Origin of the sequence: Donghicola sp. XS_ASV15, assembly GCF_041224595.1 — a bacterium.
GTDB lineage: Bacteria > Pseudomonadota > Alphaproteobacteria > Rhodobacterales > Rhodobacteraceae > Donghicola.
Genome location: NZ_JBGFGN010000132.1, coordinates 29,662 through 49,347 on the forward strand (window position 1 = coordinate 29,662; position 19,686 = coordinate 49,347).

Annotated in this window: 28 protein-coding genes; 15 read left to right on the plus strand and 13 right to left on the minus strand. The window is 59.9% G+C overall.

The window, feature by feature from the left end:
- Positions 1 to 72: 72 nt before the first annotated feature.
- Positions 73 to 840, plus strand: a complete 768-nt coding sequence (locus AB9K37_RS10345; protein WP_369838111.1) for a FadR/GntR family transcriptional regulator — start codon at positions 73 to 75, stop codon at positions 838 to 840.
- On the opposite strand, the gene AB9K37_RS10350 is transcribed toward AB9K37_RS10345, so the two are convergent.
- The 6 genes from AB9K37_RS10350 to AB9K37_RS10375 form a co-directional block, all read right to left on the minus strand.
- A complete protein-coding gene (locus AB9K37_RS10350) occupies positions 837 to 1,217 on the minus strand; it encodes a hypothetical protein (RefSeq protein WP_369838113.1) in 381 nt (126 codons plus the stop codon). The two genes, AB9K37_RS10345 and AB9K37_RS10350, sit on opposite strands and share 4 nt — an antisense overlap.
- A 121-nt stretch (positions 1,218 to 1,338) precedes the next feature.
- On the minus strand, positions 1,339 to 1,896 hold the full coding sequence (locus AB9K37_RS10355) for a F0F1 ATP synthase subunit B (RefSeq protein ID WP_072709648.1): 558 nt from the start codon (positions 1,894 to 1,896) through the stop codon (positions 1,339 to 1,341).
- A gap of 3 nt (positions 1,897 to 1,899) precedes the next feature.
- Positions 1,900 to 2,448, minus strand: coding sequence for a F0F1 ATP synthase subunit B' (locus AB9K37_RS10360; protein WP_072709646.1), 549 nt, complete (start codon positions 2,446 to 2,448; stop codon positions 1,900 to 1,902).
- Positions 2,449 to 2,554: 106 nt separating this feature from the next.
- Positions 2,555 to 2,791, minus strand: coding sequence for a F0F1 ATP synthase subunit C (locus AB9K37_RS10365; RefSeq protein WP_072709644.1), 237 nt, complete (start codon positions 2,789 to 2,791; stop codon positions 2,555 to 2,557).
- 58 nt (positions 2,792 to 2,849) lie between these two features.
- The gene (locus AB9K37_RS10370; protein WP_072709642.1) at positions 2,850 to 3,623 is read right to left on the minus strand and encodes a F0F1 ATP synthase subunit A; all 774 of its coding nucleotides are present in this window, start codon (positions 3,621 to 3,623) and stop codon (positions 2,850 to 2,852) included.
- On the minus strand, positions 3,598 to 3,942 hold the full coding sequence (locus tag AB9K37_RS10375; RefSeq protein ID WP_072709640.1) for an AtpZ/AtpI family protein: 345 nt from the start codon (positions 3,940 to 3,942) through the stop codon (positions 3,598 to 3,600). Before AB9K37_RS10375 ends, AB9K37_RS10370 begins: the two co-directional genes overlap by 26 nt.
- Positions 3,943 to 4,148: 206 nt before the next feature.
- Here AB9K37_RS10375 and AB9K37_RS10380 point away from each other — a divergent pair, with 206 nt between their 5' ends.
- Complete coding sequence (locus tag AB9K37_RS10380) at positions 4,149 to 4,499, plus strand: metalloregulator ArsR/SmtB family transcription factor (protein WP_072709666.1); 351 nt, start codon at positions 4,149 to 4,151, stop codon at positions 4,497 to 4,499.
- On the opposite strand, the gene AB9K37_RS10385 is transcribed toward AB9K37_RS10380, so the two are convergent.
- Complete coding sequence (locus tag AB9K37_RS10385; protein WP_369838119.1) at positions 4,462 to 5,337, minus strand: LysR family transcriptional regulator; 876 nt, start codon at positions 5,335 to 5,337, stop codon at positions 4,462 to 4,464. The two genes, AB9K37_RS10380 and AB9K37_RS10385, sit on opposite strands and share 38 nt — an antisense overlap.
- A 156-nt stretch (positions 5,338 to 5,493) precedes the next feature.
- On the opposite strand from AB9K37_RS10385, the gene AB9K37_RS10390 reads away from it, so the two are divergent.
- From AB9K37_RS10390 to trmD, 10 genes are all read left to right on the plus strand, one after another.
- A complete protein-coding gene (locus tag AB9K37_RS10390) occupies positions 5,494 to 6,075 on the plus strand; it encodes an FMN-dependent NADH-azoreductase (protein ID WP_369838122.1) in 582 nt (193 codons plus the stop codon).
- A 276-nt stretch (positions 6,076 to 6,351) separates the two neighbouring features.
- Positions 6,352 to 7,875 carry a signal recognition particle protein gene (gene ffh / locus AB9K37_RS10395; protein WP_369838125.1) on the plus strand — a complete coding sequence of 508 codons (1,524 nt, stop codon included), beginning with the start codon at positions 6,352 to 6,354 and terminating at the stop codon, positions 7,873 to 7,875.
- The gene (locus tag AB9K37_RS10400) at positions 7,872 to 8,414 is read left to right on the plus strand and encodes a GNAT family N-acetyltransferase (protein ID WP_369838128.1); all 543 of its coding nucleotides are present in this window, start codon (positions 7,872 to 7,874) and stop codon (positions 8,412 to 8,414) included. Before ffh ends, AB9K37_RS10400 begins: the two co-directional genes overlap by 4 nt.
- On the plus strand, positions 8,411 to 9,028 hold the full coding sequence (locus AB9K37_RS10405) for a GNAT family N-acetyltransferase (RefSeq protein WP_369838131.1): 618 nt from the start codon (positions 8,411 to 8,413) through the stop codon (positions 9,026 to 9,028). The genes AB9K37_RS10400 and AB9K37_RS10405 overlap by 4 nt, the downstream gene beginning before the upstream one ends.
- Complete coding sequence (locus AB9K37_RS10410) at positions 9,021 to 9,323, plus strand: chorismate mutase (RefSeq protein ID WP_369838134.1); 303 nt, start codon at positions 9,021 to 9,023, stop codon at positions 9,321 to 9,323. The genes AB9K37_RS10405 and AB9K37_RS10410 overlap by 8 nt, the downstream gene beginning before the upstream one ends.
- Before the next feature lie 53 nt (positions 9,324 to 9,376).
- Positions 9,377 to 9,733: a 30S ribosomal protein S16 gene (rpsP, locus tag AB9K37_RS10415; RefSeq protein WP_369838136.1), complete on the plus strand. Its 357-nt coding sequence runs from the start codon at positions 9,377 to 9,379 to the stop codon at positions 9,731 to 9,733.
- 11 nt (positions 9,734 to 9,744) lie between these two features.
- The gene (bluB, locus tag AB9K37_RS10420) at positions 9,745 to 10,374 is read left to right on the plus strand and encodes a 5,6-dimethylbenzimidazole synthase (protein WP_369838139.1); all 630 of its coding nucleotides are present in this window, start codon (positions 9,745 to 9,747) and stop codon (positions 10,372 to 10,374) included.
- A gap of 13 nt (positions 10,375 to 10,387) precedes the next feature.
- Entirely contained in the window at positions 10,388 to 10,531 is a 144-nt protein-coding gene (locus tag AB9K37_RS10425; RefSeq protein WP_177218635.1) for a hypothetical protein, read from the plus strand.
- Positions 10,528 to 11,034 carry a ribosome maturation factor RimM gene (rimM, locus tag AB9K37_RS10430; RefSeq protein WP_369838143.1) on the plus strand — a complete coding sequence of 169 codons (507 nt, stop codon included), beginning with the start codon at positions 10,528 to 10,530 and terminating at the stop codon, positions 11,032 to 11,034. The genes AB9K37_RS10425 and rimM overlap by 4 nt, the downstream gene beginning before the upstream one ends.
- Before the next feature lie 4 nt (positions 11,035 to 11,038).
- Positions 11,039 to 11,812, plus strand: a complete 774-nt coding sequence (trmD, locus tag AB9K37_RS10435; protein ID WP_369838146.1) for a tRNA (guanosine(37)-N1)-methyltransferase TrmD — start codon at positions 11,039 to 11,041, stop codon at positions 11,810 to 11,812.
- Between the two features lie 7 nt (positions 11,813 to 11,819).
- On the opposite strand, the gene AB9K37_RS10440 is transcribed toward trmD, so the two are convergent.
- Entirely contained in the window at positions 11,820 to 12,680 is an 861-nt protein-coding gene (locus tag AB9K37_RS10440) for a hypothetical protein (RefSeq protein ID WP_369838148.1), read from the minus strand.
- A 274-nt stretch (positions 12,681 to 12,954) separates the two neighbouring features.
- Here AB9K37_RS10440 and rplS point away from each other — a divergent pair, with 274 nt between their 5' ends.
- Both rplS and rpmE read left to right on the plus strand, forming a co-directional pair.
- On the plus strand, positions 12,955 to 13,332 hold the full coding sequence (gene rplS / locus AB9K37_RS10445) for a 50S ribosomal protein L19 (protein ID WP_072709619.1): 378 nt from the start codon (positions 12,955 to 12,957) through the stop codon (positions 13,330 to 13,332).
- 11 nt (positions 13,333 to 13,343) lie between these two features.
- Complete coding sequence (rpmE, locus tag AB9K37_RS10450; RefSeq protein ID WP_072709617.1) at positions 13,344 to 13,565, plus strand: 50S ribosomal protein L31; 222 nt, start codon at positions 13,344 to 13,346, stop codon at positions 13,563 to 13,565.
- A gap of 18 nt (positions 13,566 to 13,583) precedes the next feature.
- Here the strand turns inward: rpmE and AB9K37_RS10455 are convergent, their stop codons facing one another.
- A complete protein-coding gene (locus AB9K37_RS10455; protein WP_369838153.1) occupies positions 13,584 to 14,000 on the minus strand; it encodes a hypothetical protein in 417 nt (138 codons plus the stop codon).
- A 209-nt stretch (positions 14,001 to 14,209) separates the two neighbouring features.
- Here AB9K37_RS10455 and AB9K37_RS10460 point away from each other — a divergent pair, with 209 nt between their 5' ends.
- Positions 14,210 to 15,019, plus strand: a complete 810-nt coding sequence (locus AB9K37_RS10460) for a division plane positioning ATPase MipZ (protein ID WP_369838155.1) — start codon at positions 14,210 to 14,212, stop codon at positions 15,017 to 15,019.
- 131 nt (positions 15,020 to 15,150) lie between these two features.
- Here AB9K37_RS10460 and AB9K37_RS10465 read toward each other — a convergent pair whose 3' ends face one another.
- The 4 genes from AB9K37_RS10465 to gpmI are packed head-to-tail and all read right to left on the minus strand — an operon-like array spanning position 15,151 to position 19,605.
- Complete coding sequence (locus AB9K37_RS10465) at positions 15,151 to 15,633, minus strand: RNA pyrophosphohydrolase (protein ID WP_303957979.1); 483 nt, start codon at positions 15,631 to 15,633, stop codon at positions 15,151 to 15,153.
- Positions 15,630 to 16,961 (minus strand): S41 family peptidase, encoded by a 1,332-nt coding sequence (locus AB9K37_RS10470; protein ID WP_369838158.1) that lies wholly within the window; start codon positions 16,959 to 16,961, stop codon positions 15,630 to 15,632. The genes AB9K37_RS10465 and AB9K37_RS10470 overlap by 4 nt, the downstream gene beginning before the upstream one ends.
- Positions 16,962 to 16,966: 5 nt before the next feature.
- Positions 16,967 to 18,088, minus strand: a complete 1,122-nt coding sequence (locus tag AB9K37_RS10475) for a murein hydrolase activator EnvC (protein ID WP_369838161.1) — start codon at positions 18,086 to 18,088, stop codon at positions 16,967 to 16,969.
- Entirely contained in the window at positions 18,088 to 19,605 is a 1,518-nt protein-coding gene (gene gpmI / locus AB9K37_RS10480; RefSeq protein ID WP_369838164.1) for a 2,3-bisphosphoglycerate-independent phosphoglycerate mutase, read from the minus strand. The genes AB9K37_RS10475 and gpmI overlap by 1 nt, the downstream gene beginning before the upstream one ends.
- Positions 19,606 to 19,686: the final 81 nt, after the last annotated feature.

Consider the following 19,686-nt stretch of genomic DNA (forward strand, 5'->3'; position numbering starts at 1 on the left):
GCCTCTTTTTTTGCACTGTATCCCAACGCGCGGCGGTCATATAATCTGACCAATCAAAAAGACGGGGCGCAAATGCCATTCCAAAAAGTCCAACCCGAGAAGCTTTCGACGTCGGTCGTTCGTCAGATCGAGCAGCTGATTCTGCGCGGCGTCTTGCGCCCCGGAGAGCGGCTGCCATCCGAGCGTGAACTCTCGGACCGTCTTGGTGTGTCTCGGCCGTCGCTTCGCGAAGCCGTGGCAGAGCTACAGGACAACGGCCTGCTAGAGACCCGAGCAGGGTCCGGCGTTTTCGTGGCAGAGGTGTTGGGCAACGCATTTTCCCCCGCACTGATCCGGCTTTTTGCAGCCCACGACGAAGCGGTTTTCGACTACATCGCATTCCGACGCGATATCGAAGGACTGGCTGCCGATCGCGCCTGCCGCATGGCATCGGACACCGATCTTCAGGTCATCGATACAGTCTTCAAACGCATGGAAGCCGCCCACCCCAAACGCAATCCCGCCGAAGAGGCCGCGATTGACGCAGATTTCCACATGGCCATCATCGAGGCCAGCCACAACACGATCATGCTGCACATGCTGCGCTCCATGTTCGATCTGCTGCGCGAGGGCGTGTTCTACAATCGCAACGTCATGTTCAAACAGCGCACCACCCGCGATGACCTGCTAGAGCAACACCGTGCGATCAATACTGCCCTACAAAAGCGCGACCCCGCAGCCGCGCGGGCGGCAGTGACGGCGCATCTGGACTACGTGGAAACGGCGTTGCGGGACGAAAAGCGCGCTCTGCGCAACGAAGTCGTCGCGCGGCAGCGCTACCAGCATGAACGCGAGCGCTAATCGCGGTTCTTTTCGAAATAGCAACTCCAGACAAACAGCCCGCCCAACGCAAAATTCGCAGCAGCAATTCGCAAAAAGTTGCTACTCGCGTGGCCGTGGAACCACTCAAAGAGCGCCGTTCCCCCAAGCCCGAACATTAGGAAAATGGATCCCTGACAGAGTGCCTGACGCGGCTTGCCCGGCGGCAGATCATGCAGTCGGAACAGGATAAAAGCGTAAAAGTACATAAAGATCGAAACACGGCGCGAGATGGTGTGCGGAGCTGTAGCGAGCACATCAAAGAACTCGTCAAAGATCATTAACGGGAAAAACATCAAGATCAGCCCCAAGAGAAGCATGATCGCAGCTGTCAAAATGGCTGTGGTCTTGAAAGGCATGGGCCCCTCTTTTCACGTGCGGCTTCTCTGGAACATAAAGCCGCAGCGCGCCACGGGCCACAAAAAAGCCCGGACCGCAATGCGATCCGGGCCCTTCACTGTCCCTGTAAGACCTTGGCCGTTAGTGCAGTTTGGCTTTTACTTCGTTGATCGACGAGTCAATCAGAGCGCCCGACTTTTCGTCGGTCATCTGCTTGGCAAGGATGTCGCGCGCCGCGCCGACAGCTGCGTTGATTGCGCTGTCACGGACTTCACGAACAGCCGATGCTTCGGCCGATGCGATCTGCTCTTCGGCAGCTTGCACACGGCGAGCAATCGATTTCTGCAGGTCTTCTTTCGCCTGAACAGCAGCAGCTTCAGCTTCGGCTTTGGCGTTTGCAACAATTGCGTCCGCCTGGTCCTGAACTTCTTTCTGCTTACGCTCGTAGCTGGCCAGCAGGCTCTGAGCCTCTTCGCGCAGCTGACGTGCTTCGTCCAGTTCGCCTTTGATCTCGGTCGCGCGGTTATCCAGCATACCACCCAGAGTGCCAGGCACTTTGAAGTACACGAGAATGCCGAGGAACACCAAGAAGGCGATCAGAACGACAAAGTTGGTGTTGTGCAGCGAGAAGAACGGACCCGATGCAGCCATCGCCGGCGAAGCGGCAAGAGCAGCGGCAAGGATGATCAGTGTGCGCATGGCTTATCCTTTCATCCGGGCGTTAACAGCTGCGGTCACCGAGCGGCCATCAACTTCGCCACCCAGAGCAGCGATAAGCTCTTTGGCGGTGTCTTTGGCAACTTCGGCTGCGCTTTCGGCTGCGTTCGCGCGGATTTCGGCGATTGCCTTTTCCGACTCTGCAGCTTTGGCAGCGATTTCAGCGTCAGCCTTTTCCAGAGCGGCATCAAGGTCAGCCTTGATGTCGGCACGGGTGGCTTCGACAATCTCGTTCGCCTGAGTGCGGGCATCAGCCAGTGCCTGTTCATAGGCGGCCTCTGCCTCTTTCGCCTTGAGCTTCAGCTCTTCGGCGGCGGCGATATCATTCGTAATGGTCCCCTGACGCTCGGCCAGAACGGCTGCGATACGCGGCAGAGCCACGCGCGACAGGATCAGGTAGGTCGCGACAAGCGCGACGAGGAGCCAGAAGATCTGGTTCCCAAAGGTCTCGACTGCGAGCTGAGGCATACCTGCCGACTCGGCTGCGGCGTGACCTGCTGCAACGGCTTCAGCGCCATGCGATTCAGTTGCCATGTTGTGCGTCCTCCGTGGCCCGTCCTTGGTTCGGACCCGAAGGTCCGATATTACCGGGCGAGCGTCGCAGTGACGCTCGCCCGGCCGTAAGGAATGAACCCGTAGATTAGACGGCGAACATCAGCAGCAGAGCAACCAGGAACGAGAAGATGCCCAGTGCTTCTGCGAACGCGATACCGATGAACAGGGTCGCGGTTTGGCCGCCAGCGGCCGAAGGGTTGCGCAGTGCGCCAGCCAGGAAGTTACCGGCGACGTTACCCACACCGATAGCTGCCAGACCCATACCGAATGCCGACAGGCCGGCACCGATGAATTTACCCATTTCTGCGATCGAGCCTTCCATAACATTTCTCCTTACGTTGGAATGGCGATAATTCAGTCCTGATCTGCGGGGCCGAGCCTTAGTGGCTCGGGTGCAGAGCGTCTTTCAGGTAGACACAAGTCAGGATGGTGAAAACGTAGGCCTGAATGAATGCAACCAGCATTTCGAGGCCGTACATGGCGGTGATGCCCAAAATAGCCAGCGGCGACAGAGCGACGAGACCAGCGAATGCAGCGAACACTTTGATCACGGCGTGACCGGCGGTGATGTTACCGGCAAGACGGATAGAGTGGCTGACAGGGCGGACAAAGTAGGAAATCACTTCGATGACGGCCAGAACGGGACGGATGGCGAGCGGCGCCGAGGTCACCCAGAAAAGGCCGAGGAAGTGCGTGCCGTGCTTGACGAAACCGATGATCGTCACGGCAAAGAACACTGCGAATGCGAGGATCGCGGTGACTGCGATCTGTGCAGTGTTCGCGAAGCTGGCAGGGATCAGACCCAGGAAGTTGTTCATCAGGATGAACATGAACAGGGTCATGATGTAGGGGAAGTAGACGATGGCATCCTTGCCGGTCACGTCCTCGATCATCTTGTAGACGAAGCCGTATGCCAGTTCGCCGATCGACTGACCGCGCGAGGGGATCACAGCGCGGCCGCGTGTCCCAACAACCATCACGAGGAAGACAGCCAGAACGGTCAGGGCAAGCCACAGCATCGCGTTGGTCGGGGTGTACCAGCTTACGTCAGTACCACCGAACAGCGGCTGGACCTTGAACTGATCCATGGGGTGAAAAACCAGGCCGGTGCCTTCTGCTGCGTGTGCATTATCCGCCACTGTTACGTCCCTCATCATCCTGTGCGGCCGTCGCCGCGTGTTGATCTTGGATTTCTGTTACCGAGCGGAGCATTGTCTTCACGCCCGCGATGAAACCCAACAATGTAAATACCGCCATGAACACCGGTTTGGTCCCTAAAATGGCATCCAAACCGTATCCCATGCCGAAGCCGATCAATAAACCGGCAACCAGTTCCGTCACCATCCGCCAAGCAACCTGCGCTTGGGAATAATGTTCGTCGGCCCGGGGCTCGGGCTCGGCATGAGCCTTTTTCGCTTCCGAGATCCGCGCCTCGAGCCGCTCAAGACGCTCTTTTTCGGCTGGATCAATCATCTACGCACCCCTTGGGCTGTTGGAGGTTGGATAGGTGTCACAGCGCTGTGAGTCAAGCGACAGAATGTCCACCGTAAGTCATTGATTTTTATGACATCGGTTTCCGTTTGCGCCACCACGCCGCAGGCAAAACCGGCACGAAAGGCCCATTTGCTATATTCAACCATTTGGTTGACGTTCCCAAATTCCTGCCCCATGCCCTGATTATGGACCAGCAGCTCGACCTTGTTTTTGCGGCGCTCGCCGATCGCACCCGACGCACCATCCTGTCGATGCTGCTCGAGGATGATATGGCTGTCACCGATGTGGCAGAGCCGTTCGATATGTCATTGGCTGCGATCTCCAAGCATCTGACCATTCTCGCCAACGCGGGCCTGATCTCTCAGGAAAAGCGCGGACGGGTGAAGTGGTGCAAGCTAGAGCCGAATGCCCTGCGGGATGCCAGTATCTGGATGCAGGGCTTCGGGCAGTTCGAAGCCGTCAATCTGGACGCCTTCGAACGGTTTCTCGAGGTTGAACTCAGCGCCAGCCCTGAGCCTGATCCTTCAGATACTTGAGGAAGGTCTGAACCTTGGGCGTGCGATGCAGGTCCACGTGGGTCACGATCCAGATATTCGAGGCCCAAGTGTCATCGGGTTCGCAAATCTGCACCAGATCTTTGTGCTGCTGCCATTCCCAGTAGGCCATGAAGCCGATTCCAGCACCGTCCAGAATGGCCTGCTCGATGGCGCGGGAATCTTCGGACCGGAAGGTCACGTTCTCACGCGGGATGTTGTCCTTCATCCAAATATAAAAGGGCGCGCGGCTGTCGACATTATCCTGCCCGACAAAGCGGTGGTTCTTGTAGTCCGTCGGGCTCTCGGGCTTGCCGTGCTTCTCGACATAGTCTTTGGACGCGAACAGGGCGACCTGCTGACGAAAGAACGGCTGAACCACGTTATCCGGCTGATCAGGCGCATTGCCCGCACGGATCGCCACGTGCGCCTCGCCATACTCCAGACGGAACAGACGCTCCCCGGTCAAGAAGCGAACACAGACATCCGGATGCTCTTCCTGAAAGCCCTTGAGTACCGGCACGATCAGCGGCGACAACTGCACCAGCGATGTGACGACCAACTCGCCACCCACACCGGCGCCCTGCCCTTTGATCCGGCCCGCCAACTGGCTGAACTGGTCGTCGGTGGCTTGCGCCACGCGGAACAGGTCATGGCCCGCTTCGGTCGGCGTGTAACCACGGGCATGGCGTTGGAACAGTTTGACCCCGAGCCGCTGCTCAAGAGCATCGATGTGACGGATCACTGTGGCATGGTGCACGCCCAAAATGTCGGCAGCGCCACTGACAGTCCCCATTCGCGCCACCTGATAGGCGGTACGCACCTCGTCCCAATTATCCATACCCATCAGACCAATTAGACCCCCGAAACATTATCATTGTGCAAAGACACACATTTACTACCGCATTTCTCGTGATTGCGTTCGAAAAAGCAAGAGCCATGTTATCGGGGAGACATAAAAACCACCCTCCTCCCTCGAACAAAGTGGATTTTACAAATGACTAAGACCGTACTTCGTATTGATAGCTCCGTCCGCAAAGAAGGTTCGATCTCTCGTGATCTGACCAGCCGTATTCTAGAGCGCCTGTCGCCCGAGCAGGTCATCACCCGCGATCTGACCGAAGAATTGCCCCTGATCGATGGCGAATGGGTTGGCGCGAACTTCACCCCTGCGGACCAGCGCACTGACGCGCAAAAAGATGTGCTGTCTCTCTCTGACACCATGATCGCCGAACTGAACGAAGCCGACACTATCGTGATTGGCCTGCCCATTTATAACTTTAGCGTTCCCGCGCGCCTGAAAGCATGGGTCGACCAAGTGGCCCGCGCTGGCGTGACCTTCCGCTACACCGAAGCTGGCCCCCAAGGCCTGCTGGAAGGCAAGCGCGCGATCCTCGCCGTGGCATCTGGCGGCACTCCTGTCGGATCCGAAATCGATTTCGCGACCACCTACATGAAGCAAGTGCTTGGCTTCATTGGCATTACCGACGTCACCATTGTGGCCGCCGACCAACTGGCTGTCGACGCCGACGGTTCTGTAAAAAATGCGTACAACGCCGTGGAACAAATCGCCGCCTAAGGTCGTTACCTCTTCAACAGGCCGCTTTCCTCCCTCATTCCGGTGGCCAATCCAAAGGCGCGTCCCATTCCTCCCCGGGGCGCGCCTTTTCTTGACTCTGGTGCCTGTATCATGCATACGCGCGCAGAATCCTCCGGAAGTTTTGATGCTTCCGGTCCCATGGCTATTGCCGGGATCGCCCTCCATCAGCGCGTTGCGCCCATGGGGGCGCTTGGCGTATGTCGCTTCACCGCCTATCTAGGGCGCATTGTTTAACGGTCTTGGAAAGGGCTTGGCATGTTCGAAAATCTATCTGAACGCCTTGGCGGTGTCTTTGACCGGCTGACCAAAGCAGGTGCGCTGTCCGAGGACGACGTTAAAACGGCTCTGCGCGAAGTGCGCACCGCTCTGCTGGAGGCCGACGTCTCTCTGCCCGTCGCACGCGACTTTATTAAAGCTGTCCAGAAAAAAGCGACCGGCGCGTCGGTGACCAAATCGGTCACCCCCGGTCAGCAGGTTGTCAAAATCGTCCACGACGAACTCGTGGCGTTCCTCGCTGGCGAAGGCGAGCCCGGCAAGCTGAAGGTCGACAACCCGCCCGCCCCGATCCTGATGGTCGGTCTGCAGGGTTCCGGTAAAACCACCACCACCGCGAAACTGGCGAAACGTCTGAAAGAGCGCGAAGGCAAGCGCGTGCTGATGGCCTCGCTCGACGTGAACCGTCCTGCGGCGATGGAACAGCTGGCCATTCTGGGTCAGCAGATCGGCGTCGACACCCTGCCCATCGTCAAGGGCGAAGACCCCGTCACCATCGCCAAGCGCGCCAAGACCCAAGCGGGCCTCGGTGGCTATGACGTTTACCTGCTCGATACCGCGGGCCGTCTGCACATCGATCAGGAACTGATCGCACAGGCCGCCGCTGTTCGCGACGTTGCCAACCCGCGCGAAACCCTGCTGGTCGTTGACGGTCTGACCGGTCAGGACGCCGTGAATGTGGCGACCGAGTTTGACGACAAAATCGGCGTGACCGGCGTGGTCCTGACCCGTATGGACGGTGACGGTCGCGGCGGTGCGGCTCTGTCCATGCGCGCTGTCACCGGCAAGCCGATCAAGTTCGTCGGCCTCGGCGAAAAGACCGACGCTCTGGAAGAATTCCACCCCGAACGTGTGGCTGGCCGTATCCTCGGCATGGGTGACATCGTCTCGCTGGTCGAAAAGGCGCAGCAAACGCTCGAGGCTGAACAAGCCGAGCGCATGATGAAGCGCATGATGAAGGGTCAGTTCAACATGAACGACCTGAAGAGTCAGCTTGAGCAGATGCAGAAAATGGGCGGCATGCAGGGCATGATGTCCATGATGCCCGGCATGGGCAAAATGGCCAAGCAGGTGCAGGAATCTGGCATGGATGACAGCATCATCAAGCGTCAGGTCGCTCTGATCAACTCGATGACCAAGCAGGAACGCGCCAACCCCGGCCTGCTGCAAGCCAGCCGCAAGAAGCGTATTGCCAAAGGCGCGGGCCTTGAGGTCTCGGAACTGAACAAACTGCTGAAAATGCACCGCCAGATGGCCGACGTGATGAAAAAGATCAGCCAGAAGGGCGGCAAAGGCATGCTCAAGCAGGCTGTCTCGGCCATGCGCGGCAAAGCTCTGCCCGGCATGGACGGCAACTTTGACCCCGCATCAATCGATCCCAGCAAGATGGACCCCAAAGAGCTTGAGGCCACCGCGCGCAAGCTCGGCATGGGCGGTCTTGGCGGCATGGGCGGCGGCATGCCCGGTATGGGCGGCCTTCCCAACATGTTCGGCAAAAAGAAATGATCAACGTTCCCGTTATCAACACCGAACGCTTTACGATGCGGCCCTTCACGATCGCGGACTTCAAAACCTTTGCGAAGTTCTACGCATCGGACCGGTCAATCTATTCGGGCGGCATCGCCGGGGAAGAGTCCTCGTGGCGTATGCTTGCCTGCGAGATCGGACATTGGCAACTGCGCGGCTATGGCCGCTGGGCCGTCGAGGACAAGGCAACCGGCAAGCTGGCAGGCAACGTCGGCCTGTGGTGCCCCAATGGCTGGCCCGAGCCTGAAATCGGCTACGATATCTACGACGGTTTCGTCGGGCGTGGCTATGCGACCGAGGCCGCTTTGGAAGCGCGCCGCTATGCCTATGACAAGCTTGGATGGCCCACCGTCATCAGCTTGATCAAGCCGCAGAACGAACCCTCCAAAAAAGTGGCCCAGCGCATCGGCGCCCGCTTCGAAAAGGTGTTCACGCACGAACGTTTCGGCGAGACCGAAATCTGGCGCCACGTGCCTGCAGCAGACCTGCAGCAAGGCGGGATGGACATCTACGCATGACCGTGACCGCCCCCCATATCTCTATTCCCGAGCTGCGCACCAAGCGGCTCGTTCTGCGCGGCCCCGCGCCCGAGGACTACCCTGATTTCAAGGCGACGTTCTCGAGCTACCGCTCGCGTTTCATGGGGGGACCGCTGAACCAGTACGAGGCATGGATGCTCTATGCTGCGGAAATCGGGCACTGGGAAATTCGCGGCTACGGCATGTGGATGATCCACGACGCCGAAACCGACGAAACCTATGGCATGGCTGGCGGCTGGAAGCCCGCAGGCTGGCCCGAAGCTGAAATCGCGTGGATCATCTGGCCCCGAGTCGCTGGCCGCGGCATCGCGCTAGAGGCCGCCGATTGCGTGCGCCGCTACTTCTACAACGAGCGTGGCTGGGAAACCGCCGTCAGCTATCTGGACCCGAAAAACCTCGACTCGATCCGCCTTGCCGAACGGCTTGGCTGTACCAAGGATCACGAGGCCCCTTCGGTCGATGGCAACGATGTCGTGTACCGCCACCCCACCCCTGCGCAGTGCCGCTCCAGCCAGATTGCGGACGCGATCGCGCAGGAAATCGGTTTCTACCAAAATCCCAATTTCAAACCGGAAGGATGGGCCCTTGACTGACACCGTGACGCGCGCTGCCGAAATCCTCAAAGGTCACCGCGAAAGCATCGACCGTCTGGATGCCATCCTCGTCTATACCTTGGGCGAACGGTTCAAGCACACGCAGGCCGTTGGCCGCCTCAAGGCGGAACACGACCTGCCCCCCTCGGATCCCGCGCGCGAAGCAAAGCAGATCGCGCGGCTCGAAGAATTGGCGATTCAGGCCGATCTGGACCCTGAATTCGCCAAGAAATTCCTGAATTTCGTCATTCAGGAAGTGATCAAGCATCACGAAGCCAAACAGAAGGACGCCTGAGCGCGGCCCACTCTGAAAACCAACCAGAAATACCCTCTAAGGAGACACTTCCAATGGCAATGAAAATTCGTCTGGCCCGCGGCGGCAGCAAAAAACGTCCCCACTACGCAGTTGTTGCAGCTGACTCGCGCATGGCTCGCGACGGCCGCTTCATCGAGAAGCTGGGCACCTACAACCCCCTTCTGGCAAAAGACGACGAGCGTCGCGTATCGCTGGACATGGAGCGCGTTCAGTACTGGCTGAGCCAGGGCGCACAGCCCACCGACCGTGTTTCGCGCTTCCTCGAAGCCGCTGGCGTTGCCCCCAAGAAAGAGCGCGCCAACATGAAGAAAGCCGTTCCCGGCAAGAAAGCGCAGGAGCGCGCTGAAGAGAAAGCTGCAAAAGCGGCTGAAGCAGCAGCCGAAGAGTAATCGGCTCTGTGATGACCGGATTTTCGGACACCTTTCGGGACGAGCTGGACCAGCTCATGCGGTGGCGGCGCGATGTGCGCCACTTCCGCACCGATCCGGTGTCCGAGGATCTGCTGGCGGATCTGTTTGGCACCTTTGCTCTGGCACCCTCTGTGGGGCTGTCAGAGCCTTGGCGTCTGGTCCGCGTGACCAGCGCCGCGGCCCGTACCGCGGCGCTGTCCAATTTCCGTACTGCCAACAGTCAGGCGCTGGACGGGTATTCGGGCGACGACGCCAAAACCTATGCCACGCTCAAGCTGTCCGGCATGCAAGAGGCCCCTGTCCATCTGGCCGTCTTCTGCGACGACAGCACCACCAAGGGCAAAGGCCTTGGCGCGGGCACCATGCCCGAAATGCGCCGGTATTCCTGCGTTTCCGCGATCATGCAGTTCTGGCTTGCCGCACGCGCCCACGGGCTTGGTGTCGGCTGGGTCTCGATCCTTGATCCCGAAATGCTCTGCCGCGATCTGGATGTGCCCACCGATTGGGCCTTGGTCGCGTATCTCTGCATCGGCTACCCGACAGAGGACAACATCACCCCCGAGCTAGAGCGCAAAGGCTGGGAAGCCCGCGCCGCTGCCCTGCCGCTCGAAACCCGCTAAACCGGAGAGACCCATGTTCGGCCTCATTCGCCTGCCATTCCTGTTGGCCGTCGCCTTTGTGGCGGGCATGATGTACGAACGCTCGGAAAAGGGTAAACTCTGCGACGAAATCGGCGGGACCACCCGCAACGGACTATGCATCATGAGGACGGAATGACCGAACGTGTTCGAGTAGGGACCATCGGCGGCGCATACGGCGTCAAAGGCGAGGTCCGGATCAAAAGCTTCTGCGCCATCCCAGAGGCCATTGCTGACTACGCCCCCCTCACCACCGAGGATGGCAGCCGCACCTTTGACGTGACCATCACCCGCCAGATCTCCAACGGTCTGGCCGCCCGCATGACCGGCATCGACAGCAAAGAAGACGCGGATGCCCTGCGCGGCATGGGCCTCTATGCCCTGCGTAGCCAGCTGCCCGAAACCGATGATGACGAATACTACTACGCGGACCTGATCGGGCTCGACGTGTTCGACACCGGCGGCAACCCCATTGGCAAGATCAAGGCCGTCCAGAACCACGGCGCCACCGATCTGCTCGAGGTCTTTGGCCCCGGTCTGAAAACCACCGTCCTGATCCCCTTTACCAAAGAGGTCGTGCCCACCGTGGACATCGCCTCTGGCCGCGTGATCGCGGACCCGCCCGAAGGCCTGTTTGACTAATCCCATGACCGACGCTCCCAAACGCTCTCACGGCCGCAAGGCGATCAAACTCACCGCGCAGCCCACGGATCTGATGGCCCCCGCGCCGCTGGCCCATGTCTGGACCGCCCGCGTGATCACCCTGATGCCCGGCACCTTTCCCGGCATCCTGGGCGAGAGCCTGACCGGCAAAGCCCTGCGAGAGGGGCGCTGGCAGCTCGAAACCATCAACCTGCGTGATTACGGCGTGGGCAAGCACAAGAACGTGGACGACACCCCAGCAGGCGGCGGCGCTGGCATGGTCCTGCGCCCCGACGTGGTGGGCCGCGCGCTCGAGGACGCGACCGAGGGCACGCGCGGCAACTGGCCGATCCTCTACATGTCCCCCCGCGGCAAACGCATCGACCAAGAGATGGCCCGCACCCTGTCCGCCTGCGACGGCGTCACCATCCTGTGTGGCCGGTTCGAGGGCGTGGACGAACGCGTGCTGGAACACTACGGCATCCAAGAGGTCTCTCTGGGGGACTTCGTCATGACCGGCGGCGAAATCGCGGCCCACGCGCTGCTCGACGCCACCGTCCGCCTGATCCCGGGCGTCTTGGGCAACGCCGAAAGCATCGAAGAAGAGAGCTTCTCCAACGGCCGCCTAGAGCACGGCCAATACACCCGCCCCGCCGTCTGGAAAGGCCGCGAAATCCCCGAAGTCCTGATGTCAGGCCACCACGGCAAGGTGGCCGACTGGCGCAAGGAAGAGTCCGAGCGTATTACTCGGGAGAGGCGTCCGGATTTGCTGGAGTGAATACTTACTAAATAGGGCCTAGATCACCGATTTTTAGCGTTGAAAACGGCGAGCTTAGCAGCTCATCCATTTCAAACACGGTCTCAATTTGTTCTAGAAGTCTAGAGAGGCCGGTATGGTATTCGCTCAGCTTTACCTGAACTCGCTCGGACGTTCCCGCTTCGCGATCGACTTGAGTTCGAAGCGCCTCCAAGCAAACGCGCAATTCTGAGAGATGCTTGACTGTTTTCAGTTTTATAGCCGCATCCCCTGAACTTAGATTGGATGCATGCATTGAAATTAGACGCTTCTGCCGAGAAAAAGGATCTACCGCAACTAGCCCACCGCTCTCGATCAGACTTTCTCCCAGAAATCTCTTCACGCACTGATCGGTGTTTTCGCGATAAAATTCGGTGACAGCTTCAGACAATTCAACGAAAGGCGTCTTGCTCACCTCGGACGAATGAAAGGAAAATCTCACCTTTGCTTCATTCTTTACGGCCTCTTGGTACGCTGAGCCAAAAAACTGCCCTGCCTTGTGGTAAACAAGACCTTTAGAAATATATCCCCGCGCCATCAGGCCAATTTCCAAGAGGTTGCTAATCGACCTGCCACACTCATCTACAAGCCGGAGCAAGCCCAGAGGCGTCGCCTCCGCAGACAGCACGGCACAGTCGGATATTTGTGTAGCTACAAAAGACAAGTCCTCTGATACTCGGTCACTTTGGGGGCAGAGCGTAAATGGGAAATTATTTCGTTCATCACTCCAGAGCGCCGAAACCATGTTTTCGATTTGGCTCAATCCACCAACTCGCTTTTCTCGTTCCTCTACCTTTTCTGAAAAACCAAGAATATCTACAAAAGCAACGAACCGGTCTTCGAATTGCATACTGCATCCCCTTCCAATGCAATCAGAGTGGCCCAACCCTCCCCCCTTGCCAACCCCAGCAAAACCTGACATATCGCGCGCATCCCGCACATGGAGGCCCCAGTGCGATTCCGTCTTCTTCTGGCGGCAATCGGGCCCTCTGACGTTCGGGAGACCGAAGTAAAGCTGATCTGATCCTCTGGCGGGCGCTACGGCGGACCCGAGAGAAGACCTAGAGTTCTGAGACCGGCACCAGACCTTTGTGGGCCAACCACAAGCAGTTAGGAGATATGCGATGGATCTTATCGCACAGATCGAAGCGGAGCAGATTGCTGCGCTGGGGAAAGAAATCCCCGACTTCAAAGCCGGCGACACCATTCGCGTCGGTTACAAGGTGACCGAAGGCACCCGTTCGCGCGTTCAGAACTACGAAGGCGTGTGCATCAGCCGCAAGAACGGCAAAGGCATTGCCGGCTCGTTCACCGTTCGCAAAATTTCGTTTGGCGAAGGCGTAGAGCGCGTATTCCCCCTCTACTCGACCAACATCGACAGCATCACTGTTGTGCGTCGTGGCCGCGTCCGTCGTTCGAAGCTGTACTACCTGCGCTCGCGTCGCGGTAAATCGGCACGTATCGCCGAAGTCAGCAACTACAAGCCCAAAACCGAAGCGTAAGAGGTGTAGTCATGAAAAAAGACATCCATCCCGACTACCACTTCATCACCGTCAAAATGACCGACGGCAGCACCTTCCAGGTCCGCTCGACCTACGGCAAAGAAGGCGACACCCTGTCGCTGGACATCGACCCCACCGTGCACCCCGCATGGACCGGCGGCTCGTCGCGCCTGCTGGACCAGGGCGGCCGCGTCTCGAAGTTCAAGAAAAAGTACGAAGGCCTGGGTTTCTAATCCCCGCCTCATCGGTTTCTACGACGCCGCTCCATTCGGGGCGGCGTTTTCTTTTGCAGCCCTCTCTAGCAGAGCCGCATAGGCGCTTTTGTCCAGAATCCTGAGCGTCTCCAACGCCTGCGCCGCCTTGGCCTCTGCATCGCTTTTTGATCGCATTTTGATCGCCTCAACCTTGGCCACCATCTCCCGCACCTGCGCGATTGCTTTGGGGTCTTCGCCCTCGAACGGCCCGGCTTTGTCCGCCAAAACCAGCAAAGCGTCTGAAAGCCAGCCCAACTGCCGCCCGTAGCCGGCAACCTGGCTGATAACTTCACTCTCGATCTCCTGATGACCCGAATACGACGGGCTAAAGAAGGCAGGGCGGATTTCCTGAATGATGTCACCGGACCACGGCATGCGGAAACCACCAGAAAATGGAAAAGTAGGAAATTTCATTTTGATCACTTTCGTTGGAAATATAGGCGACAGCATGACAGCAAAAATGCAATCAGGCCTAGTCAGGCCCACCAGACCTGCCTCGAAACCACGAAAACTTGAAAAATCGCGGCTCAGGCGTACGCGGACTCTTGCCCAACCCCGCCCGGTCTAGGCATAAGCATACCTAAACCAATATTCGGTTCCGAGAAAATCAGGGGACACCATATATGGCGCATATCATTGTCGTGGGGAACGAAAAGGGCGGCTCCGGCAAGTCGACCACCTCGATGCACATCGCGACGGCACTTGTTCGCCTTGGCTTCCGCGTCGGCGCGCTCGACCTCGACATGCGTCAGAAAAGCTTTGGTCGCTACTCCGAGAACCGCAAGCGCTTCTTGGCGAAAGAGGGCATCGAACTGCCCAGCCCGACCTATATCGAACTGCCCGAGGTCGACCCCGCCACCCTCAAGGAAGGCGAGAACATCTATGACGTGCGTCTGTCCTCGGCGGTCCAACAGCTCGAGGCCGAAAGCGACTTCATCCTGATCGACTGCCCCGGCTCGCACACCCGCCTCAGCCAGATGGCGCACAGCCTCGCGGACACGCTGGTCACGCCCCTGAACGACAGCTTCGTGGACTTCGACCTCTTGGCCCGCACGGATGCCGAGGGCGAGAATATCCTTGGCCCATCGGTCTACTCGGAAATGGTCTGGCACGCCCGCCAGCTGCGCGCCCAAGCGGGCCTGACACCGATCGACTGGATCGTGGTCCGCAACCGGATCGGCGCGCAGAACATGATTAACAAGAAAAAGATGACCGCCGCCGTCGATAAACTGGCCAAGCGCATCGGCTTCCGCATCGCGCCCGGCTTTTCGGAACGCGTGGTCTTCCGCGAACTCTTCCCCAAGGGCCTGACGCTTCTGGACCTCAAGGACATCGGCGTCACCCAGCTGTCGATCTCGAACATCGCCGCCCGCCAAGAGCTGCGCGACCTGATCAAGACGCTGAACCTGCCAGACGTCAAAGTGAACTTCTAACCCCCCAAAGGCAGCCCCAGAGGCTGCCTTTGTCGTTCCAGACATCCATGAAAAAAGGGCCGGTCCCCAAGAACCAGCCCTTTCTGCTTTGAAAAAATACTCACGGCACTGCAGCCGCCAGAAGCCCTCCCCTAGATCAAGGGCCCCAGCTCCGCCACAACCTGCTCATACACACCGCGCTTGAACGGCACGATATTCTCGACCAGCTCATCGACAGGCAGCCAGCGCCACTCGCTGAACTCAGGGTGCGGCCGGTCAATCACGATCATGTCGTCAGAGCCTTTGAAACGCATCAGGAACCACTTCTGCTCCTGACCGCGGTACTTGCCCTTCCAGATCTTGGGAACGATGTCGTGGGGCAGATCATAGCTGATCCAACCCTCGGTCTCGCCCGCAACATCCACCATGTCGACCGAAATACCGGTCTCTTCTTCCAGCTCGCGCAGGGCCGCTTCACGGGCATCTTCACCCTTGTCGATCCCGCCCTGAGGCATCTGCCACGCAGGCACTTCGCTATCCAGACGCTGCCCGACCCAGACTAGACCGTCGGCGTTCACGATCATAACGCCGACGTTCTTGCGATAAGGCAGCTTCGCGATGTCTTCTGGCGTCACTGACCGCTCTCCAGCGCCGACAGACCCTTGAGGATGTCGATGGCATAAGCCAGCTGGTAATCCTCATCGCGCAGCTTCGCGGCTTCTTCGGCCTTGGCGTTGTCCTCTTCGATCTGGCGGATCTCGTCTTCGCTCAGGCTGTCATTGGACAGGCTGCCACGCAGGTCCGCTTCGGAACGGGTGCGCGGTGTGCTCTCGTCCTCGTCCTCGACAACCGACGCACGGGGCTGCTGCACCACGATGTCAGGCGATACACCCAGGTTCTGGATCGAACGGCCCGACGGCGTGTAATAGCGCGCGGTGGTCAGACGCATCGCGCCATCGCCACGCAGCGGCATCACAGTCTGAACCGAGCCTTTGCCGAACGACTTGGTGCCGACGATCACGGCACGGCGGTGATCCTTCAGGGCGCCTGCCACAATCTCGGACGCCGAAGCAGAACCGCCGTTGATCAGGACGACGATCGGCTTGCCTTCGGCCAGATCGCCGGGGGTCGCGTTAAAGCGCTCGCCGTCTTCGGGGTTACGGCCACGGGTCGATACGATCTCGCCTTCCTCAAGGAAGGCATCCGCCACCAGAATAGCCTGATTGAGCAGGCCACCGGGGTTGTTGCGCAGGTCGATAATCACACCGCTCAGGTTGTCCAGTCCGCCGGCCTCTTCGGCTGCTTTGGCCAGACCGTCCTTCAGGTTGTCAAAGGTCTGGTCGTTAAAGGTGCTGACACGCAGAACCACAGCCTCGCCCTCGGTGCGGGTCCGCACGGCGGTCAGGCGGATGGTGTCGCGAATGATGGTCACGTCGAACGGCTCGGCTTCGCCCTCGCGGACCAGCGTCACCACGATCTCGGAGCCCACAGGGCCGCGCATCAGTTCGACCGCTTCGTCCAGCGTCAGGCCCAGCAGGCTCTCGCCGTCCACGTGGGTGATAAAGTCGCCCGACAACACGCCCGCCTCTTCGGCAGGGGTGCCATCCATAGGCGCCACGACCTTGACGAAGCCTTCTTCCTGCGTGACCTCGATGCCCAGACCGCCGAACTCGCCGCGGGTCTGGACGCGCATGTCCTGCGCATCATCGGGGGACAGGTAGCTCGAATGCGGATCAAGGGACTGGAGCATGCCGTTAATGGCCGCTTCGACCAGTTCGCCCTCGTCAACCTCTTCGACATACTGCGCGCGGATCCGCTCGAAGATGTCGCCGAACAGGTCGAGCTGCTCATACACGTTGACTTGGGTTTTTCCTTCTTGGGCCAGCAGCGGTCCCGCGATCTGCGTCGAGGCAATCAGCCCCGCCAGAGCGCCACCGCCCACTGCCATCAGAAACTTGCGCATTCGTGTCATTCCTTGTCCGTCTTGAACCATTCGGCGGGGTTCACCGTCTCTTGGTCCTCTCTCACTTCGAGATAGAGCGTTTCTGTATTCTGTCCGGCGCTAGCCTGCGTCAGGATCTCGTCCTGTGCAACACCCGCACCCCCCATGAGGCCCAGCGGATGCCCTGCGGGCAGCACCTGTCCGACCTCACCGTAGACCTGATCGAGCCCTGCAAGCACGAACAGAATGCCCGGTCCGGGCTCGATAATCATCACATTTCCGTAGTCCAAGAGCGGCCCACGATAGCGAATGGTTGCTGCCGCTGGCGTGGTCACCAGCGCCCCGGGCGCCGTCGCGATGACCCAACCGGGGCGCTCGATCCCTGCGGCATCGGGTTGGCCCGCCTCTCTCAGGATGGTCCCTTGCACGGGCAGAGACAACATGCCGCGCTGCTCGTGGACATCCGGACCGCCCTCCAGCTCGTCACCAACGACGATCTCGCCCAGATTATCGGCAAAGCTGGCCAACGTATCCGAAGACGCAACCAGCACCGCCGTCTGAACCGGATCAGCGGTGAACTTCATGGGCAGGTCGGTGCGGTCCGAAATCGCAGCGCTCAGCGCGGTGCGCGCCGTTTGCGCCCCTTGCAGCCCCTCGCGCAGGGTATCCGCCGCCGACTGTTGCAGGGCGCGCAGGGTTCGCACCTCTTCCAGATCACGGGCCAAGCCATCGGCCTCGGCCTGCAAGGCGGGCGAGATTTCGGTCAGGATCATCCCCGCCCGCGCTGTCCCCGTGGGGCCCGCAGGGTGGGTTAGTTGCACAGGGGCCGGACTGCGGGAAATGGTCAGCAGGCTGGCCAGCAAATCCGCCACCTGTCCCTGCGCCGAGTTCAACTCCTGCGTCAGCGCCTTTTCGCGGATGGCCGCGCGGCGCAGCCCAGCGCGTAGGGCCGTCAGCCCCGCCTCATAAGCCTTGACCGTCTGGGTCAGTGCGGCCACGCGGTCCCGCGCCCCTTGGGCATAGTCCAGCGCGACAGCCGCCTCGTCCAGCAATCCCTTGGCCCGCAGCGCCGCCGCAGCCGGATCTTCTTGCGCCGCCAACGGGGACGCAAGCAAACCCAGACAGAAAACGACCGCGCGGCGCATCATCACTTGATCAGGCTCTCACCAGTCATTTCTTCGGGCTTCTCGACACCCATCAGCTGCAGCACGGTCGGCGCCAGATCGGCCAGACGACCGTCACGCAGTTCCGCGCCCTCGGGGCCGCCGACCATGACGACCGGCACAAGGTTCAGGGTGTGCGCGGTGTGTGCGCCACCCGACTTGGGGTCGACCATCACTTCACAGTTGCCGTGGTCCGCCGTCACGATCATCGCGCCGCCCTTGGCTTCCAGCGCCTTCAGCGCCTCGCCCAGACCGCTGTCCACCGCTTCACACGCGGCCTTCGCGGCCTCTAGGTCGCCGGTGTGGCCAACCATGTCGGGGTTCGCGTAGTTCACCACGATCATGTCGTAATCCCCGTTGATCGCCTCGACGAACTTGGCGGTCACTTCGGGGGCCGACATCTCGGGCTGCAGGTCATAGGTCGCCACGTTCGGCGACTTCGGCATGAAACGATCCTCGCCCTCTTCGGGCACCTCGACACCACCGTTGAGGAAGAACGTCACGTGGGGGTATTTCTCGGTCTCGGCCAGACGGAACTGCGTCTTGCCCTGCTTGGCGACCCAAGCGCCCAGCGTGTTCACGATTTTCCGCTTGGGGAAAGCCGTGTCCATGTAGTCGTTGTGACCGTCCGAATATTCCACCATGCCCAGCAGCGCCGACAGCTTGGGGCGCTCGCCCACTTCGAAATCATTGAAATCGGGTTCGCCAATCGCACGCAGGATTTCACGGGCACGGTCCGCACGGAAGTTCAGACAGAAGAAGCCGTCGCCGTCATGCACGCCTTCGAACCCACCGATCACAACCGGCTTGATGAACTCGTCCAGCACGTCCTGCTTGTAGCTGTCTTTCACCGCATCTTCGGCGGTCGCGGCCTCAAAGCCCTTGCCGCCCACCATCGCGTCATAGGCCAGCTGCACCCGCTCCCAGCGGTTGTCGCGGTCCATGGCGTAGTAGCGGCCCGACACCGTCGCAATAAATGCGCCCTCGGGCAGGCGCTCTTCCAGCTCGGCCACAAACTTGTCAGCGGACTTGGGCGCCACATCGCGGCCGTCGGTGACCACGTGCATTGCGACGGTCACGCCCGCATCGGTGATCGCCTTGGCGGCGGCCAGCGCGTGCTCGGTGTGGCCATGCACACCGCCGTCCGAAATCAGACCCATCACGTGGGCCATGCCCGCGCTCTCGGTCACTTTGGCGATAAACGCCTGCAATTCTTCGTTCTCGTAGAAAGAGCCATCCTCGATCGCCAGATCGATCTGCCCCAAGTCCATCGCGACCACACGGCCTGCGCCGATGTTGGTGTGACCCACTTCGGAGTTGCCCATCTGGCCGGATGGCAGACCCGCATCGGGACCGTGGGTGATCAGCCGCGCATGGGGGCACTCGTTCCAGATACGGTCAAAGTTGGGCGTCGACGCCAGCGCTGGCGCGTTCGCCGGACTGTCATCACTCAGTCCCCAACCATCCAGAATACATAGAACAACGGGCTTGGGTGCAGTCATGGTGTTACCTCCTAGGCTTGCCCTCTCCTAGCGCAAGGCAAGCGCGGGGTGAACCATCCCTGTATCGGCGAACTGGATTTT